The organism is Hypericibacter sp. (genome assembly GCF_050729195.1).
In the GTDB taxonomy this organism is placed as follows: Bacteria; Pseudomonadota; Alphaproteobacteria; order Dongiales; family Dongiaceae; genus Hypericibacter.
Genome location: NZ_JBOHKS010000104.1, coordinates 1 through 17,126 on the forward strand (window position 1 = coordinate 1; position 17,126 = coordinate 17,126).

General features: G+C 65.8%; 22 protein-coding genes. 7 read left to right on the forward strand and 15 right to left on the reverse strand.

What is annotated here, in order from left to right; genetic code table 11:
• The 15 genes from recA to ACREE8_RS07790 all read right to left on the reverse strand — a co-directional run.
• Positions 1 to 986, reverse strand: a 986-nt coding sequence (gene recA, locus ACREE8_RS07720) for a recombinase RecA (protein WP_431572402.1), incomplete at its 3' end; no start/stop codon positions are given.
• A gap of 221 nt (positions 987 to 1,207) precedes the next feature.
• Entirely contained in the window at positions 1,208 to 1,660 is a 453-nt protein-coding gene (locus ACREE8_RS07725) for a hypothetical protein (RefSeq protein ID WP_431572403.1), read from the reverse strand.
• Positions 1,657 to 3,714, reverse strand: coding sequence for a hybrid sensor histidine kinase/response regulator (locus tag ACREE8_RS07730; RefSeq protein ID WP_431572404.1), 2,058 nt, complete (start codon positions 3,712 to 3,714; stop codon positions 1,657 to 1,659). The genes ACREE8_RS07725 and ACREE8_RS07730 overlap by 4 nt, the downstream gene beginning before the upstream one ends.
• Before the next feature lie 125 nt (positions 3,715 to 3,839).
• On the reverse strand, positions 3,840 to 4,949 hold the full coding sequence (gene flhB / locus ACREE8_RS07735) for a flagellar biosynthesis protein FlhB (RefSeq protein WP_431572405.1): 1,110 nt from the start codon (positions 4,947 to 4,949) through the stop codon (positions 3,840 to 3,842).
• 17 nt (positions 4,950 to 4,966) lie between these two features.
• Positions 4,967 to 5,722, reverse strand: a complete 756-nt coding sequence (gene fliR, locus ACREE8_RS07740; protein ID WP_431572406.1) for a flagellar biosynthetic protein FliR — start codon at positions 5,720 to 5,722, stop codon at positions 4,967 to 4,969.
• Positions 5,723 to 5,748: 26 nt separating this feature from the next.
• Complete coding sequence (gene fliQ / locus ACREE8_RS07745; RefSeq protein WP_151178402.1) at positions 5,749 to 6,015, reverse strand: flagellar biosynthesis protein FliQ; 267 nt, start codon at positions 6,013 to 6,015, stop codon at positions 5,749 to 5,751.
• A gap of 75 nt (positions 6,016 to 6,090) precedes the next feature.
• Positions 6,091 to 6,405: a flagellar hook-basal body complex protein FliE gene (gene fliE, locus ACREE8_RS07750; RefSeq protein WP_431572407.1), complete on the reverse strand. Its 315-nt coding sequence runs from the start codon at positions 6,403 to 6,405 to the stop codon at positions 6,091 to 6,093.
• Positions 6,406 to 6,469: 64 nt separating this feature from the next.
• A complete protein-coding gene (gene flgC, locus ACREE8_RS07755; protein ID WP_431572408.1) occupies positions 6,470 to 6,877 on the reverse strand; it encodes a flagellar basal body rod protein FlgC in 408 nt (135 codons plus the stop codon).
• Positions 6,878 to 6,920: 43 nt separating this feature from the next.
• Positions 6,921 to 7,352: a flagellar basal body protein gene (locus ACREE8_RS07760; RefSeq protein ID WP_431572409.1), complete on the reverse strand. Its 432-nt coding sequence runs from the start codon at positions 7,350 to 7,352 to the stop codon at positions 6,921 to 6,923.
• A gap of 255 nt (positions 7,353 to 7,607) precedes the next feature.
• Complete coding sequence (locus ACREE8_RS07765; RefSeq protein WP_431572410.1) at positions 7,608 to 8,012, reverse strand: hypothetical protein; 405 nt, start codon at positions 8,010 to 8,012, stop codon at positions 7,608 to 7,610.
• Between the two features lie 31 nt (positions 8,013 to 8,043).
• Complete coding sequence (locus tag ACREE8_RS07770; protein ID WP_431572411.1) at positions 8,044 to 8,415, reverse strand: hypothetical protein; 372 nt, start codon at positions 8,413 to 8,415, stop codon at positions 8,044 to 8,046.
• A 63-nt stretch (positions 8,416 to 8,478) separates the two neighbouring features.
• Positions 8,479 to 9,285, reverse strand: a complete 807-nt coding sequence (locus tag ACREE8_RS07775) for a hypothetical protein (RefSeq protein ID WP_431572412.1) — start codon at positions 9,283 to 9,285, stop codon at positions 8,479 to 8,481.
• A gap of 20 nt (positions 9,286 to 9,305) precedes the next feature.
• Complete coding sequence (locus ACREE8_RS07780; RefSeq protein WP_431572413.1) at positions 9,306 to 10,121, reverse strand: DUF2092 domain-containing protein; 816 nt, start codon at positions 10,119 to 10,121, stop codon at positions 9,306 to 9,308.
• A gap of 241 nt (positions 10,122 to 10,362) precedes the next feature.
• Positions 10,363 to 11,853: an ArnT family glycosyltransferase gene (locus tag ACREE8_RS07785; RefSeq protein ID WP_431572414.1), complete on the reverse strand. Its 1,491-nt coding sequence runs from the start codon at positions 11,851 to 11,853 to the stop codon at positions 10,363 to 10,365.
• A complete protein-coding gene (locus tag ACREE8_RS07790) occupies positions 11,853 to 12,839 on the reverse strand; it encodes a glycosyltransferase family 2 protein (protein ID WP_431572415.1) in 987 nt (328 codons plus the stop codon). Before ACREE8_RS07790 ends, ACREE8_RS07785 begins: the two co-directional genes overlap by 1 nt.
• Positions 12,840 to 13,233: 394 nt before the next feature.
• Between ACREE8_RS07790 and csrA the strand changes: the two genes are divergently transcribed.
• The 7 genes from csrA to map all read left to right on the forward strand — a co-directional run.
• Positions 13,234 to 13,458, forward strand: coding sequence for a carbon storage regulator CsrA (gene csrA / locus ACREE8_RS07795; protein WP_431572416.1), 225 nt, complete (start codon positions 13,234 to 13,236; stop codon positions 13,456 to 13,458).
• A gap of 177 nt (positions 13,459 to 13,635) precedes the next feature.
• On the forward strand, positions 13,636 to 13,959 hold the full coding sequence (locus tag ACREE8_RS07800) for an EscU/YscU/HrcU family type III secretion system export apparatus switch protein (RefSeq protein WP_431572417.1): 324 nt from the start codon (positions 13,636 to 13,638) through the stop codon (positions 13,957 to 13,959).
• Positions 13,956 to 14,294, forward strand: coding sequence for a hypothetical protein (locus ACREE8_RS07805; RefSeq protein WP_431572418.1), 339 nt, complete (start codon positions 13,956 to 13,958; stop codon positions 14,292 to 14,294). Before ACREE8_RS07800 ends, ACREE8_RS07805 begins: the two co-directional genes overlap by 4 nt.
• 46 nt (positions 14,295 to 14,340) lie before the next feature.
• On the forward strand, positions 14,341 to 14,679 hold the full coding sequence (locus tag ACREE8_RS07810; protein WP_431572419.1) for a flagellar biosynthetic protein FliO: 339 nt from the start codon (positions 14,341 to 14,343) through the stop codon (positions 14,677 to 14,679).
• Positions 14,676 to 15,464, forward strand: a complete 789-nt coding sequence (gene fliP / locus ACREE8_RS07815; protein WP_431572420.1) for a flagellar type III secretion system pore protein FliP — start codon at positions 14,676 to 14,678, stop codon at positions 15,462 to 15,464. The genes ACREE8_RS07810 and fliP overlap by 4 nt, the downstream gene beginning before the upstream one ends.
• A 350-nt stretch (positions 15,465 to 15,814) precedes the next feature.
• Positions 15,815 to 16,462, forward strand: a complete 648-nt coding sequence (locus tag ACREE8_RS07820) for a TetR/AcrR family transcriptional regulator (RefSeq protein WP_431572421.1) — start codon at positions 15,815 to 15,817, stop codon at positions 16,460 to 16,462.
• On the forward strand, positions 16,462 to 17,126 hold a 665-nt coding region (gene map / locus ACREE8_RS07825), incomplete at its 3' end, for a type I methionyl aminopeptidase (protein WP_431572422.1). The genes ACREE8_RS07820 and map, both read left to right, overlap by 1 nt.

Below are 17,126 nucleotides of genomic sequence, written 5' to 3' on the forward strand. Positions count from 1 at the left end.
GCCGCCACCGCGGGATTCTCCTTGAGGAACTGCTTGGCGTTCTCGCGGCCCTGGCCGATACGCTGGCCACCCTGGGAGAACCAGGCGCCGGACTTCTCGACCACGCCGGCCGCCACGCCGAGATCGATCAACTCGCCGGTCTTGGAGATGCCTTCGCCATAGGTGATGTCGAACTCGACCACCCGGAAGGGCGGCGCCATCTTGTTCTTGACCACCTTCACGCGGGTCTGCGAGCCCGTCACGACGTCGCGGTCCTTGATCGAGCCGATGCGGCGGATGTCGAGGCGCACCGAGGCGTAGAATTTCAGCGCGTTGCCGCCGCTGGTGGTCTCGGGATTGCCGAACATCACGCCGATCTTCATGCGGATCTGGTTGATGAAGATCACCATGCAGCGCGAACGCGAGATCGAGCCGGTGAGCTTGCGCAGCGCCTGGCTCATCAGGCGGGCCTGCAGGCCGACATGGGTGTCGCCCATCTCGCCTTCGAGCTCGGCCCGCGGCACCAGGGCCGCGACGCTGTCGACCACCAGCACATCGATCGCACCCGACCGCACCAGCGTGTCGGTGATCTCGAGCGCCTGCTCGCCAGCATCGGGCTGGGAGATCAGCAGCTCATCGAGATCGACGCCGAGCTTGGCGGCATAGGAGGGGTCGAGCGCATGCTCGGCATCGACGAAAGCACAGGTGCCGCCGGCGCGCTGCGCCTCGGCGATCACATGGAGGGCGAGCGTGGTCTTGCCCGAGCTCTCCGGTCCGTAGATCTCGATGATGCGCCCGCGCGGCAGGCCGCCGATGCCAAGCGCGATGTCGAGCCCGAGCGAACCCGAGGAGACCACCTCGGCCTCCACCACCTTGTCGCTCTGGCCAAGCTTCATGATCGAGCCTTTGCCAAAGGCGCGCTCGATCTGACTCAGCGCCGCATCCAGCGCTTTGTTGCGATCCATGCTGTTTTCCTTGCCGACGACCTTCAAGGCCGGGTTAGACATCGGGCGCTCCCCTTATTTCATAGCCCTCTCGGGCCGACAACTGAGGGGGCAGAGTACGCATTTTGTTCTCGTGCTGGCAAGCGAATTTTGGATCAAAAAGAGAACAAAAAGACGATATCCACAGAACGATTCCTGACCCGTGCCCATGGATAAAGGACCGTTCGGGGGCCTGGGAGGCCTCCCGATTCGCCTTGTTTTTCAAATATTTGAGAAAAGCCGGGTCAGACGGCCTTGGATTTCCGGGCACTGCCGCGATCGTCCACGACCTCATAGGCGCCGATCTCGGCCGGGAACGCCTCTCCCGGAACGGTGCCTTCCAGCATCACCATCGTGCCCCGTTCGATATAGAGGACATGGCTGATTCGGATGCGCCCGCCGGGGAGGTCGGTGCGAATCCAACCGCTCACCACCTCGTTCGCCACGAAGGGCACGACCATCATGGCGGGATCGCTGAGGGTGAACTCGCTCTGGAAACCATGGGCGGAAAACCGCCGCCGGCTGACCCGCAGATGGCCGATCTGCCGACGCCACATCTCGTTGCCGCCCAGCGCCTGGCCCACGATCGCGTCCAGCAGGTCGCGCTCCAGCGGGAAGAGGCCGGCGCGGCCAATCGCATTGGCTTCGGAGAAGCGATCGCCGCCGGCAACGCTGCGGGCGACCAGGACCCGGCTCATGCCGCGCGCATCACTTCCTTCACCTTCTCAGCCAGCTGCGAGAGGGAGAAGGGCTTGGGCAGGAAATGGATCTCCGCGCTCTCGCCCAGGCGCTTGCGGAAATCGTCCTCGGCATAGCCCGAGATGAAGATGACCTTGAGCTCGGGCCGGATCAGGCGGACTTCCTTGATCAGGGTCGGCCCGTCCATGCGCGGCATCACCACGTCGGTGATCAGCAGGTCGATCGACTGCTTGCCGGCCTTGATCATCTCGAGCGCCGCCTCGCCGCTGCGCGCCTCGAACACGTTGTAGCCCTTGTTGCGCAAGGCCCGCGCGCCGAACAGGCGGACCGCGTCCTCGTCCTCGACCAGCAGCACCGTGCCCATGCCGGTCAAGTCGCGAGGCTGGGCCGAATCGCCGCCCTCCTGCTTGCTGGCCAGGGCTTCGCCCTTGACCGCCGCATGGCGCGGCAGATAGATCGAGAAACCGGTGCCCTCGCCGACCTTGCTGTCGACAAAGATGAAGCCGCCGGTCTGCTTCACGATGCCATAGACGGTGGCGAGGCCGAGGCCGGTGCCGGCCCCCACCTCCTTGGTCGAGAAGAAGGGCTCGAAGATATTGTCGATGATATCGGGCGCGATGCCGGTGCCGGTATCGACCACCTCGATGCGCGCGAAGTCGCCGGGCGGCATGGTCTCCGCGCCGCGCGTCACCGGGTACGGATTCGACACGTTCGAGGTGCGGATCAGCAGCTTGCCGCCCTCGGGCATGGCGTCGCGGGCATTGACCGCGAGATTGATGATCACCTGCTCGAGCTGGCCATGGTCGACCTTGACCGGGAACATCTCGCGGCCATGGACCATCTGCAGCTCGATATTGGCGCCGATCAGGCGGCGCAGCAGATGCGACAGCTCGGCCAGCACGTCGGTCACGTCGAGGATGCGCGGGATCAGGGTCTGCTGGCGCGAGAAGGCCAGGAGCTGGCGCACCAGATTGGCGGCGCGGTTGGCGTTCTGCTTGATCTGCATGATGTCGGCGAAGGACTGGTCGCCGGCGCGATGGCGCAGCAGCAGCAGATCGCAGAAACCGATCATCGCCGTCAGCAGATTGTTGAAATCATGGGCGATGCCGCCGGCGAGCTGACCCACCGCCTGCATCTTCTGCGACTGCGCGAACTGGCGCTCGAGCTTCTTGCGCTCGGTCGTGTCGATGAACTGCACGATAAGGCCGGGCCGCCCGTCGGCCTCGTCCTCGCGGCGCACCGCATAGAGCGTGGCGCTGCGGCCCTTGCCGGCCGCCATCTGCAGATCGAGCGGCCGTTCGCCGATCTCCTCGCCCTGGAGCGCCATGCGCAGCCGCGCCTCGACCTGCGGCCGGTCGGCCTCGGCGATGAGGTCGAGCAGCCGCTGCTTGCGCAGCTCGGCCGAGCGCATCTTGACCATCGAGCGGAAAGCCTTGTTGGCCTCTTCGAGCCGACCCTCGGCATCGACCAGCGCGATGCCGACCGGCGCCTGCTCGAAGAAGCGCTGGAAGCGGCGTTCGAACACCTGAAGCTGGGCCTCGCGGGCGCGGGCCGGGCGCAGGTCATGGACCACGGCGCAGGCGACCGAGCCGCCGCGCGTGCCGGGCGGCAACGCCTGCTGGCGCAGATGGACCGAGATCGGTTCCCCGGCGCGATTGCGGAAGGAGGCATCGCCCTCGCCGGCGACCGAGCTGCCGAAGGGGCTCGCGGGTACCGCACCGGCCGGGATCTCCGCCAGGAGATCGTGCAGCCGCACATTGTCGGTCGCCTCGCCCAGCCCCAGCCATTCGCGCATGGTGCCGTTCATATAGGTGATGCGTCCGTTGGCATCGACCGCGTACCAGCCCAGAGGCGCGCGATCCAGCAGCAGCATGAGCGGGCGCTCGCCGATGGCGCCGCCGCGTAAGGAGCGCCGGCCCAGCCAGTAGCTGATGAGAATGAGCAAGCAGACGGAAATCGGGGCCGCCAGCAAGGTGGCCGTGCCGCCCGGCACATCGAGTGTCACCTGTGCCATCGCGGGCGGGCAAACGCCGAGCAGCGCCGCCGCGGTCATCGCCGCGCAGCGCGCCCACCGGCCCAGCCTGCCTGTCCCTTGGCTTGTCATCCCCCGCCCCGCCATCTCGCATCCTTACCTTAGCAGTTTCTTCTTGTCCCGCGGCACCGCTTGTCGGGCCCGCCTCACGCCCGTCCCTGACGCGGCGGCGCCAGCGGCGCCTGCGGGCGACCCGTGCGCAGCCGCATGACGTAGCCGATGACCTCGGCCACGGCCTTGTAATGCTCGGCCGGAATCTCCTCGTCCAACCCGACCGCCGCGAACAGGCCTCGCGCCAAGGGCGGGTTCTCGACGATCGGAATCTTGTTGGCCGCGGCGACCTCGCGGATCTTGAAGGCGACGGCGTCCGCGCCCTTGGCGATCAAGACCGGGGCCGCCATGCGGCCGATCTCGTATTTCAGCGCGACCGCGAAATGGGTCGGGTTGGTGATCACCACGTCGGCCTTGGGCACCTGGGCCATCATGCGCCGGCGCGCGCGTTCCATGCGCAGCTGGCGGATGCGCGACTTGATCAGCGGATCGCCTTCCGACTGCTTCATCTCCTCGCGCATCTCGCGCTTCGACATGCGCAAGCGCCGGATATGCTCGAAATACTGAAAGAGATAGTCCAGCGCCGCGACGATCGCCATGATCGACAGCAGCGCGATCAGCAGCCGCATGGTGTCATGCTTGAGCAATCCCAGGATCGCGCCCTGGTCGAGCCCGATCAGCCGGGCCGCGTCATTGGCCATCGGCCAGAGGATCATCACCGCGACGGTGCCGACCACACACAGTTTCGTCAGGTTCTTGGCAAACTCGGCGAAAGTCTTTCTCGAGAACAGCCGCTTGGCGCCCTCGATCGGCGAGATCCGCTCGAGCTTGGGCTTGAGCTGCTCGCCGGAGAAGATGAAGCCGGTCTGGATCAGCCCGCCCGCCATGGCGGCGACGATGAGCACCAGGATCGGCAGCACCGCGATCTTGATCAGCCCGAAGACGATGCCGGCGAAGATCTGGCGCAGGTTGTCGAAGTCGAACGGTATGGTTTCCGGCCGCTCCAGGAAGGGCAGCATCAGCCGCGCCGTCCCGTTCGTCACCTGGGTGGCGAAGATGAATATCGCCAGGGTCACACCCAGGATCACGATCCAATGCTGGACCTCGCGCGATTGCGCGACCTGGCCTTTTTCCCGCGCCTCTTGGAGCCTTCGTTGACTAGGCTCTTCCGTTCGTTGGGAATCGTCCTGTTCTTCCTCGGCCATCTAGCGACGGTCTCCCATCACAAGAGGCCCGGCAGCGCGTCGCCCAGCCGACCCAGGAACCAGGTCATCGCAAAGGCCAACCCCGCCGCGAGGAGAACGAAGCCCGCCAGGATCTGAACCGGCAGGCCGACGAAGAACACCTGGAGCTGCGGCATCAGCCGCGACAACAGCCCCAATGCCAGATTGAACAGGAGACCCAGCAGCACAAAGGGCGTCGAGAACTCGACCGCCAGCGTGAAGCTCTGCCCCACCATCTTGGCGACGGTGATCGCCATGTCGCCCGCCGGGGGTGCGCCGCCGGCCGGAAAGACGCCGTAGGAATCGACCACGGCGCGCAGCATCGGCGCATGCATGCCGGTCGCGAAGATCAGCACCACGCCCAGCGACAGCAGGAAATTGCCGATGACCGAGCCCTGCTGGGCGGTCGCGGGGTCCTGCGACAGCACGCTGGCGAAGCCGATCTGGAGCGCGATCATCATGCCGGCCATCTCCAGCGCCAGCAGGAGGATCCGGATCAGGGTCCCGAGGAAGAGGCCGATGATGATCTCGCCGCCCAACAGGAGGCCCAAGGCGATCGCCCCTTGGGGGGCCGGCGGCAGATGCGGCTGGAGCAGCGGCATGAGCGCCATGGAAAGCGCCAGGGCGAAGCAGAGCCGGAAGCGCGCCGCCACATAGCTTTCGCCGATGCCGGGCAGCAGCATCGCCGCCGACCCGATGCGTGCGAACACCAGGAAGAAGGCGAACAGATTGGTGGTGAGGATCTGCTCCAGCATCGCCGGCGTTCCGCCCCGCTCTCCGCTCAGCCGCCGGACGCGATGCGGTCCATCAGCTCGTGCGTGAAATCCGTGAGCGTGGTCAGCATGAAGGGCAGGAAGACGATGAGGGAGAGCAGGATGGCCAGGATCTTGGGCACGAAGGAGAGCGTCATCTCCTGCATCTGGGTCAGGGCCTGCAGCAGCGAGATCGCCACGCCGGCGACGAGCGCCAGCAACAGGATCGGCGCCCCCAGCTTGAGGGTGACGAACACGGTTTCGCGCGCGATATCGAGGATGGCAGCTTGATCCACGGGAAAAACCGGCTTTCGATGCTGGAGCCGAGACGAATGAGCAGGCGAAAAGGCGTCCGACGCGGGTCTTGCGCGTCAGATGCCCATGCGCATGACGTCCTGATAGGCCGCGATCACCTTGTCGCGCACGGCGACGACGGTCTGCAACGAGACCTCGGCCTGGCTGACGGCGGCGATGACGTCGGAAAGCTCGGCCTTGCCCGCCAATCCCTGGATGGACTGGGCCTCGCCCTGCTTCATGTTGGTGACCGTGTCGACGCCGGCCTGCTTCAGGAAATCGGAGAAGCTCGGGCCCTCGTTCGGGCGCGGCTCCATCCCATTGCCGAGCGGCTTGGCGGTTTGCGCGACCTGCTCGTAGAATTTTGCGGCTGCGGCGAAATCGCTGCGCATGGATACGTCTCCTTTTGGGAAGACGCCTACCTGACGTCGGACTCCTTTGTCGGCCCACGCCTACTTAGCGCAGGATGTCGATGGCCTTCTGCAGCATGGTGCGCGAGGCCTCGATCGCCTTCAGATTGGCTTCGTAGGAACGCTCGGCTTCGCGCATGTCGGCGAGTTCGATCAGCGTGTTGACGTTGGGCAGCTTCACATAGCCCTTGGCGTCGGCGCCGGGATTGGACGGGTCGTAGCGGGTCTCGAACGGCGTCTTGTCCAGGGCCGGCTTGTTGGTCTCGACCAGGTCCACGTTCATCTCGCGGTCGAGCACGTTGCGGAAGGTCACGACCTTGCGCCGGTAGGGATCGCCGCCTGCGGTCTTCGAGGTCGAATCCGCGTTGGCGAGGTTCTCGGCGATGATGCGCAGGCGCGTGCCTTGCGCCTTCAGGCCGGATGCAGAGATCTTGAGTGAATCGGTCAGATCCATCTCTGCTCTCCTGCGCGCCGCGCGCGTTTCGGCTCACGCATCGTCATGCGCCGCCGCGCCCCAGCGCCAGCTTCATCATGTCGATGTATTTCTTGTAGAGGTTGGTCGCCATCTCGAAATTGGCCTGCGTCTCCGCGACCTTCACCATCTGCTCTTCGATCACGACCTGATTGCCGGAGATCGTGGTCTCGTAGGGCTTCTTCTCACCTTCGACTCTCGGCTCCCCGGAATGGCCACCCGAGGGCCCGATGATATGCGCGGGATCGGTCGCGACCGGCATCAGGGTGAATTGCCCGGTCGTCCTCGCCCCCACCGAGCTCAAGGCCGCGCGGGTATCGAGCGGATCCAATTCCTGCGGCTGAAAATTCGGCGTGTCCGCATTGGCGATGTTGTGGGCCAAGACCTCCTGGCGCTTGTTCAGCCAGGCCATCTTGTCCAGCGCCAGTGAGAACAGGGGTATGCTGCCGAGATTCATGCGCGGGGTCGCCCGCCTGACCCGACGGGAGCCCGACCGGCGGCCGGGCCTGCTCCTGGGACAGGTTCGGCTCAGAGAATGGCGCGGGCATCGTTAACGTGAGGTGAATGACCGGCACTCACGCCCGGCATCGCCAGCTCGTGCCGCTCGCACATAACGGCACGGAATTCCTTGGGTTTCTGGAAGCCTCGGAATCCCTTTCCCGGAACTTAACGGCCGGGTGACCTTTCGGCCGGTGCCGGGAGTTCCCGGGGACTATTTCGCGAGGCAGGCGCCGAAGGTCACGACGGCCGTGCGCTCGCCCAGAACGGCATAGCTCAGCTTGCCGTTCGCCTCGTTGATCGTGGCGACCCAGGTCATCGGACCTTCGCTGCCGCCGAGCATGAGCAGCCCGCTCTGGTGAGCGACCCGGTCGATCTTGCTGAAATGGGGCGCGTTGCTGCCGGCTTCGGTGACGACTTTCTTGCCGACATCGACCGTGAAGAATTGCGGCGCGCCGACCGAGGCCGCGGTCTCGCGCACGCAATCGTCTCCTGGCGCGCAAGACGCGACATCGACCGCCGAGCAGAGGAAGGGTTTCGAGCCGTCGAAATCGGCCGCACAGGCGAGCGCCGGCGCCAGGGCAAATCCGCCGGCCAGCAACAGGGATCTCAGTTTCATCGAAAAATCTCCTTCCAAGGCCGACCGGCCGTCAACTGACCGAATAGCCGCGGCCCGACATGCAGGCGGACATGGCGCGATCGTAAGCGGATTTCTTCTGGTTGTAGGCACCGAGCTGCTGCTCCGCCATCGCATCCTCTTCCTGGAGCAGATGGGCGCGCCGGATCCGGCCGAACAGGAAGGGGCCGCCCACATCAGGGGGCGCGGTCTCGACGACCGGCGGCGGAACGTCCGGGTTGAATCCCGTCTGCTGCCCCGCCCAGGCACCGCATTGAAACTGATCCTGCTGTTGCGCGGCCGGCGTCTGGTCATGCGCCGGATAGAAATAGAGCTGCTGCGCGAAGGCCGTGCTCGCCAACAGGCAAAGAGCGGCACCGGGGACGACACATTTCCAAAGGGACATCCGAGTTCTCCTCACGTCCGAATCTTCGATGCAGACAAGCGGCCGTCATCGATCGCCGCCGCGTCAATAGGGCGGGGGCACGATCCGGTAATAGACACCGTTCGCGCCATAGGCCGGTTCGAACCAGCTGGCGCCGCATTCATAGTAAGCCTGCCCCGGGAACGGCTTGTAGGCGCAGTCCTTGGGCAGCTTGGTGACGACGTCGTTCGTCGCATATACCGGCGCGCTCGAAGGCGGCGGGGGCGCAGGCGGCGGCGGGGTGTAGGCGGCGGTGCTGCTCGCAGCCTCGCCCTGCACATAGCCGTTGGTATAGGCGTTGTTGTTCGCAGCCTCGGTCAAGGCCGCGCCGGCGATCACGCCCGCGGCCGCGGCCGCGCCGTCGTTCCAACCGCCGCAGTTATTGCAGCCGTTGCTGTAATAGTCGTTCACCACTGTCGGCGGATGATAGGTCGCGTAATAGCTGCCGCCATATTGGGGGGCGCCATAGACCGTTGTCGGTTCGTGATAGCCGCCGGTGGCTTGCGCGCCATATTCGTTGGTCGCGTGCCATTGGCCGTCATTGCCATAGGCACTGCCGCCATAGGCGCTGTGGGCGCTCCAGGAACCGCCGCCGCCTGATGCGGTTCCGCCTTCGCCACCGGTCCCGCTCCAAGAGCCCCCGCCACCGGAGGCGCTTCCGCCATAGCCGCCATGGCCGCTCCAGGAACCGCCGCCGCCCGAGGCCGTGCCGCCATGATAGCCCTGGGCGCTCCAGGCGCCGTGACCGCCGGAAGCCGATCCGTAATAGCCGGAATGAGTCCAGGCGCTGGCCGTCTGAAGCGGCAACGCCAACGCCATGACGCCAACAAGGCCGAGGACAATGCGTTTCATGATTGCGGCTCCCATCACGCCTATTGGGCGGGTTTCTCGTCGGGACTGGCGAATTTGATCCGATCGGCCTTGAGCGCGGCGGCCGACGTGAAGCTCCCATCGGGAACCGGCGGATCGATCTGCCAGTTGGAGAACTCCACGCTATGGCGGAAATTTCCGGGCTCGTTGAAGAAAGTCGCCCGCATCATGCGCGGCAGCTTGTCATCGACGCCGATCCAGATCTGCACCTGCGCCTGGTCGTTGGCGATGGCGATCATGTCGGTCGGAACGCCGCCCACGACATTGGAGCGGCCGATCACGAAGGCGAGCTTCAGATCGGACGCGATGTCGCCATAGGGATCGGCGACGAGCACATCGGTGAAGGGGAAATAGATGGCCGCCTTGTCGTAGGCCATCTTCAGCATGGCATCGATGGTCGCCGGCGCATCGGCGATCGCGACCAACTTGCTGTCGGGCGCATAGGCCATGATGGTCTTGCCGTCATAATAGAACTCCGACGGCGGCCCGTCGCCCGGCACGATCACGCGCAGCTTGTCGGGCCGCTGCAGCGTCACTTGCGACAGCGTGGTGTAGGCCAGGGGCTGGAGCGTGTGGGCGGGGCTCTCATAGGTGGCCACCGCCGTGAAGCTTAGGCTATGCGCAGCCGCCAGCCGGTCGCTCGCCGCCTTCAGGATCGCCATTGCGGCCGGCTCGAGCTGGGGTTGGTCGGGCAACAGCACGATAGGCGCGCGCAGCAGCGGTTCGGGCGGCTGTGGGATCGCCGTATCCGCGGCCAGGCTCGCGCCGGCACTGAGCCATAGGGTGGCCGCCAGGAGCAGCCCTCTCGACAGAATCATCGATCGCCTCCGCATTGGGCCGCCAGCTTGCGCCTGTTGCCGGAACGCCGTCTTGTGCGGAGGCGCCAAACCGCCGGATTCTGTCATGGACGGAGGCGGATTTCCCTGCACGGCCGGGAGCTTCAGCCCCTGGAGCCTAGTCCAGATTTGCGTCAGCGCGTCGCGCAGGCCGCTGAATTGCCGCGATACGCGCTCGCCTCAATGGCCATCGGCGCCTCGGTAGATTTGTGTATTTCCGCGCCTATCCGCCCTGAGCGCGCAACCAATGCAGATCCCAGGCCCCGAAACGGCCCAAGTTCCCCGCATTGACGAAACCCCGCGGCACGGCAAATGCATTGCCGGCCGGCAATGCCAGGCAGATGCCCTGAGGGCCCCAGGGCACGCTCGGCAGCGGGTCCTGTGGACGTAGTCTCGTGGCGCGGCCCCGGCTATAGAAAGATGCAGAGTAAGGCCGGGATCCGACGAAGAACAAAGGTCGTGCAATATCGCTCTCGCCGGCTTGCGCGCAGGCCAGCACGACGCTGCGCGCTGTCTTTCTCTCGAAGCGGCCACTGTAATCCGCGTAGAGAACGAACGTGGTGCCGAGCGTCAACACCCAGAGCAGCCCCGCCGCCGTCCAGACTTCGGGCCGCGCCACGCGTCGGACCATGCAGTTTCCGGCCCACAAGGCGGCGGCGGGCATGGCGGGGAGCGCATAAGTCATGATGATGTTGCTGGCGGCGCTGAAGAACAGCAGCGGCATCAGGGCCCACCACAGCAGATAGGCGTTCAAGCCTCGTGGCTGCGCCCGGACATCCGAGGCCAACGCTTCCTGCGCGGCCCTGGAACGCCAGATTGCCAGCGGCAGCAGGATTGTCCAGGGCAACACAGCCATAAGCGCGAACAGCCAGATCGTGCCCAGGATCTCTCGATGCGCATGGCCATAACGGTCACCGCTCCAACCCGGCGTCACGAAGCGCTGCCAATGCTCGCCCAACAGGAAATAGTGCAGGAAACCCGGCGTGTGCAGCTCGGCCAGGAGATACCAGGGCAGCGCGATCGCCGCCATCAGCATCAGACCGCTTCCGACCCACAGACGGCGCCAAGCCTCGCCCCAACGACGCTGCTGCCAGAGCCAGGGCGCCAACGAGAGGCCGACTAGCACGAGCATCAACGGCCCCTTCGCCAGCAACCCAAGGCCGAGAGCGGCGAAGAAGCTGGCACCCTGGAGACGTTGTTGGGTCTTCGTCTCGGCATGCAGGGCGTCCCAGAAACTGCACATCGCCCAGGTGAGGCACAGCACCAGGGCCCCGTCCGTCATTACTGCGCCGGCCGCCACGAGGAACAACACCGAGCCCGCGAGCAACGACAGGCACAGCAACGCCCGGCGGGCATCGAGCCAGCGGCGAGCGAAGCACCAGACGAAGGCGGCGGTACCGAGTCCGCATAACAGATGAGGCAAGCGGGCGGCGAACTCGCTGACGCCGAACAGCCGGAAGCTGAGCGCCGTCATCCAGAAGGACAGCGGCGGTTTGCCCCAGAACGGCACGCCATAGTCGAACCAGGGCGTGATCCAGTCGCCCAGTTCGGCCATCTTGCGGCCGATCTCCGCGTAGCGCGCCTCGGTCGTGTCCATCAAGGGCAGCCACGCCATGGTCGCCAGTCGGGTCACCAGCAGCAAGGCCATCAGGCCCCACAGCAACCGCGGGCCCATGCCTTTGGTGAGCCCCATGCCTTTGGTGAGCGATGTCATCAATGCGGCGCCGTGACGGTCAAAGAGGCCGGCTCGTAGCTCTCGATCAGGAATAACGGCCGACGCTTGCTCTCGAGGCTGAGCCGGCCGATATACTCGCCGAGCACGCCGATGGCCAGCAGCTGCAGGCCTCCCAGCATCAGCATCACCACGATCAGCGTCGGGAACCCCGGCACCGGGTCGCCATAGATCAGAGTCTGGACGATGAAGTAGATGCCGAGACCGAAAGAAAGCATCGCGCTGAGCAGGCCCAGCTTGGTCGCGATCTTCAGCGGGGCGATGGAGAAGGCGGTGATGCCTTCCATTGCGAACCGCCAGAGCTGCCGGAAGCGCCATTTGCTGCAGCCTCCGGCGCGTTCGGAGTGGTCATAGTCCAGCGTGCATTGGCGATAGCCGATCCACGCGAACAAACCCTTCATGAAACGATTGCGCTCCGGCAACTGATTCAGCGCATCCACCGCCCGCCGGCTGAAGAGCCGGAAGTCGCCGACATTCTCAGGGATGGGGATATCGCTGAGCCGGTTGATCGCCCGATAGAACTGATGCGCCGCATTGCGCCTCAACCAGGTTTCGTCATACCGGTCGCGGCGGCGCATGCTGACGACGTCGGTGCCCTCCCGCCACGCGGCCAGCATCGCCGGAATCATTTCCGGTGGATGCTGCAGATCGGCGTCCATCACGATGACGGCCTGGCCGCGCGCGAACTGGAGGCCCGCGGTGATCGCCTGCTCCTTGCCGAAGTTGCGGCTGAAGCGGATCACCGTGACCTGATGGCTCGTCGCCTGAAGCTGCTTGAGCAGCGCCGGAGAACCGTCGGTGCTGCCATCATCCACATAGAGGATCTCGACACCGCCCGGGACCCCGGCCGTGGCGCCCAGCAGGCGGCGATGCAGGAGGGGCAGATTCGGTTCCTCGTTGAGCAGGGGGATCACGACGCTCAACTCGCAAACCTGCACCGGCGCAGGCACCCTGTTCGGCGTGTTCATGACGAGGTCCAGAATCGATCGAAGGAATGGCGAGCCAGGAGTCAGTTTCTTGTCTTCATCGCCTTCACACAAGCGGGCGCATTCGGCCGCGGTCCGATCATTGCGGGTTGCGCTTTCCGCCGGAAATGCTCGCCCTTGCAAGGCAGATCCGCGATGCCGTCCGGGGGTGCGCCGATCCGCCGAACCACGCCCGCAGCGGCCCGCCGGCGGTCGTCGAATCGATTCCGGAGCGGGCGAACGGCCCGCATTCCGGCCGCGAAAGGGCCGTTTCCGGCTCGCCGGCATTGTTAAGGCAAAGTAAAAGCGTTAAGGTTCGCGGGTTAGGCGGTAAAAAGAGCCCGAATCGGGGCCATCCCGGTCGGGACTTGCCCTGGGTCAGGAAGAAACAGGCTGCATGCTCTATCTGACGCGCAAAGTCGGCGAATCCGTCGTCATCAACGACAATATCGAAGTCACCGTGGTCGAGGTCCGAGGGAAATCGGTGAAGCTGGGCTTCACGTTCCCCGCCGACGCCAGCGTGCTGCGCCGAGAGATCTATGAGCGGATCCAGGCCGAGAACCAGGCCGCCGCGGAATCCAGCGCGCGGCTGGTGGCGCTCAGCGACAAGAAGCCGGGCTAGGGCTTAACGCTCTCGCGTCGCCGCCTCGAAGCAAATCCGCGGGAATTCAGCGGGCTCGTTGCTTCTTTCAATCTTTCTTAACGCTACCCGGTAAAAAATGCCGGTCGAGGCAAAGGCTCGATCGCGCCGTCCTGTTGACGGCCGCACGCAAAGCCCGCCCTCGAAGGACGGCAGGCGGTGGCTCCCAACAACCCCTCCAGCGGCGACACCGACACGCGACCGGTCGCGGCTGCGCTGACCTACGATCCCACGCGCCCGGGTGTCCCGCGCGTGAGCGCCGCCGGACGCGGTCCCATCGCCGAACAGATTCTGGCCGTCGCGCGCGCCAACAATATACCGATCCACGAAGATCCCGACCTCGCGGGCCTGCTGGCCGCGGTCGATCTCGATTGCGAGATTCCGGTCGAGGCGCTGGTCGCCGTCGCCGAGATCCTCGCCTATGTCTATCGCGCCAACGGCCGTCTTCCCGCCATCCTCAAGCAAGGGACTCATCGTCCATGACCGACACGCCCACCCTCGTCGGCGAGCTCGTCTATCTGACCGGCATCACCGAAGCCGCCCGCCGTCGTCTGAAGGAAGGCCAGTTGCTGGACCTGACTTCGCTCGACGAGCGCTGCGCCACGCTCTGCACCCGGCTCGAGAGCATCACCGGCCCCGAGCGACAGACGCTGCAGGCGGCGTTCCTGGCGCTGGTGGGCGAGTTGAACCTGCTCGAGGCCGAGCTCAAGACCAGCCGCGACAGCACCATGACCGAGATCAGCGCCGTGACGCAGCGCCGCCGCGCGGCCGGCGCCTATGGCGGTGCCGCGACCGGCGGCGGTGCCCGAGGCCGCTGACACCATCCGACTTCACCGCCGAGACCCCGAGTAGCGATCTCCCCCTGTGGATATTTCCGTCTATATCCGTTTCATCCTGGCGCTGGCCGGCGTCCTTGCGCTGATCGCGATCGCCGCCTTCATCCTCAAGCGCGTCGGCTGGGGCGGCATGCGCACGCCCCGATCGGCGCAGAAACGCCTCGGCATCAGTGCCGCGATCGCGCTCGACGGCCGCCGCCGGCTGGTGCTGGTGCGCCGCGACGATGTCGAGCATCTGCTGCTGGTGGGCGGCCCCGCCGACCTCGTCGTCGAGACGGGGGTCGGCGCCCGCGCAACGCCGGCGCCGGTTCCGGGCGATCGCAGTCTCGAGCCGCGCTTCACCAATCCGCCGCCGCCCGCATCATGACCGAGATCACGACCCCGCCGCGGCGGATCTTCATGCGGCGCAGTCCCTGGGCAAGACGGTCGTTCGGCATCGGCGCCGGCATCGCGACGGCGCTCCTCGCCTCGCCGGCCTTCCCGCAGAGCGTGACCGTCGATCTCGGCGGCACCGGCACCGCCACCAATCAGATCCTCGAGATCCTCGCCCTCATCACGGTGCTGAGCCTGGCGCCCGGCATCCTGGTGATGGTGACCTCCTTCACGCGCATCGTGGTGGCGCTTTCCTTCCTGCGCAGCGCGCTCGGCATCCAGCAGACGCCGCCCAACATGGTGATGATCAGCCTGGCGCTGTTCCTCACCGGCGCCATCATGGCGCCGACCTTCACCCAGGCGTATGAGACTGGAATCTCCCCATACATTCGCGGCGAACTCGACGAGGCCACGGCCTTCGACCGCAGCGTGGCGCCCTTCCGCACCTTCATGCTGTCCCAGGTGCGTGAGAACGACCTCGCCCTCTTCCTCGATATCGGCAAGGTCGATCCGAACACGCCCGCAGCCCAGGCGCCGCTGACCTCGCTCATCCCCGCCTTCATGATCAGCGAGCTGCGGCGCGCCTTTGAGATCGGGTTCCTGCTGTTCGTGCCCTTCCTCATCATCGACATGGTGGTCGCCTCGATCCTGATGTCGATGGGCATGATGATGCTGCCGCCGGTGCAGGTCTCCCTGCCCTTCAAGCTGATCTTCTTCGTGCTGGTCGATGGCTGGTATCTCGTGGTCGGCAGCCTGGTCCGGAGCTTCGGGCAGGGGTGAGGACGGTCCTCCCGTTGTCATCGCTGTTCCCTTGCCATCGCCCCTCCCTAGCCTGTCATCGCCGGACTTGATCCGGCGATCCAGGGGCCAAGCGCGCACCGCTATCAGCTGGTCACTTGGCGAGAGGCTGGATTGCCGAGCCAAGCCCGACAATGACAGGGCGCAGGGCGATCGGACACGCCGGTGCATGGGAACTGGATTGCCGGATCAAGTCCGGCAATGACAGGATGGGGGACACCTGACCCGCTGGTGGGTTGGCACTGGATCGCCGGATCAAGTCCGGCGATGACAAGCAAACGGGGGTGGCCCCCGTCTGTGCCGCCGCCCCCTCATTGACGACCCGTTCTAGAATGCCTATTCTAATTGGCATGGTTCGTCTCGCCCGCTTCTCCGCCGACGTTTTCGTCGAAGCCACCCTGGCGCTGGTCGCCGAGGGCGGGCCGTCCGCGGCCTCGATGGCCGCGATCGCGCGAAAAGTGGGCGCGCCCACCGGCTCGATCTATCACCGCTTCGAATCCCGCTGCGCGATCCTGGCGACCGCCTGGCTCGAATGCCATGAGAGCTTCGCCGAAGCCCTGACCCCCGCCCTGCGCGCCGGCCAGGGGCTGGCGGCCGCGCTTTCGGTCACTTCCTGGGCTCGAGATCATCGCCGCCGCGCGCGCTTCCTGCTGCTGAACGAGATCGAGGCCCTGCTCGAGGATCCCGTGCCGGAGCCCCTGCATCGTCGCGTGCAGCAACAGCAGGCGGCCCTGGACGAGGCCTTCGCCGCCTATCTGGCGTCGCAGCAGGCAAAGGACCGCGCGGCCCCGCCCGAGGCCATGGCGCGGGCGAAGTTCCTGATCTTCGACGGACCCATCGCGCTGCTGCGCCCGCATCTGCTGGCCGACAGCAGCCCTCCCTCTTTCCTGGATGAGATGATCACCGACATGCATCGTGGCCTCGACGGCGACAAACCCGATCGGAAGATCGAGACCGGCAATGGGAGGCGCGTCGCCTGATGCTGCGCCACTCCTCCCAGCGCGACCAGACCGGCCGCGAGATCCTGCTCCATGACGAAGAAGGCTTCGAGGGCATGCGTCGCGCCGGGCGCATCGCCGCGTTGACGCTCGACTTCATCGCCCCCCAGATCCAGGCCGGCGTCACCACCGCCGAGCTCGACCGCAGGCTCGAGCAGTTCATGCGCGACGCCGGCACGGTGCCCGCGACCATCGGCTATAAGGGCTACCGCCATGCGAGCTGCATCTCGGTCAATCATGTCGTGACCCACGGCATTCCGGCCGACGACAAGGTCTTGCGCGAGGGCGACATCTTCAATATCGACGTGACGCCGCTGCTCGAGGGCTGGCATGGCGATACCAGCCGGATGTATGGGGTGGGCGAGCCGCCGATCAAGGCGCGCCGCCTGGTCGATGCCACTTACGAAGCGATGATGGCCGGGATCGCGCAGGTGAAGCCCGGTGCTCATCTCGGCGACATCGGCCACGCGATCGAGACCATCGCGCGGCGCGAGCGCTTCAGCGTGGTCGAGGATTTCTGCGGCCATGGCGTCGGCAAGGTGTTCCACGACGCGCCGCTGGTGCTGCATTACGGCAAGCGCGGCACCGGCGTCACGCTCGAGCCCGGCATGATCTTCACCATCGAGCCGATGCTCAATGCCGGCCG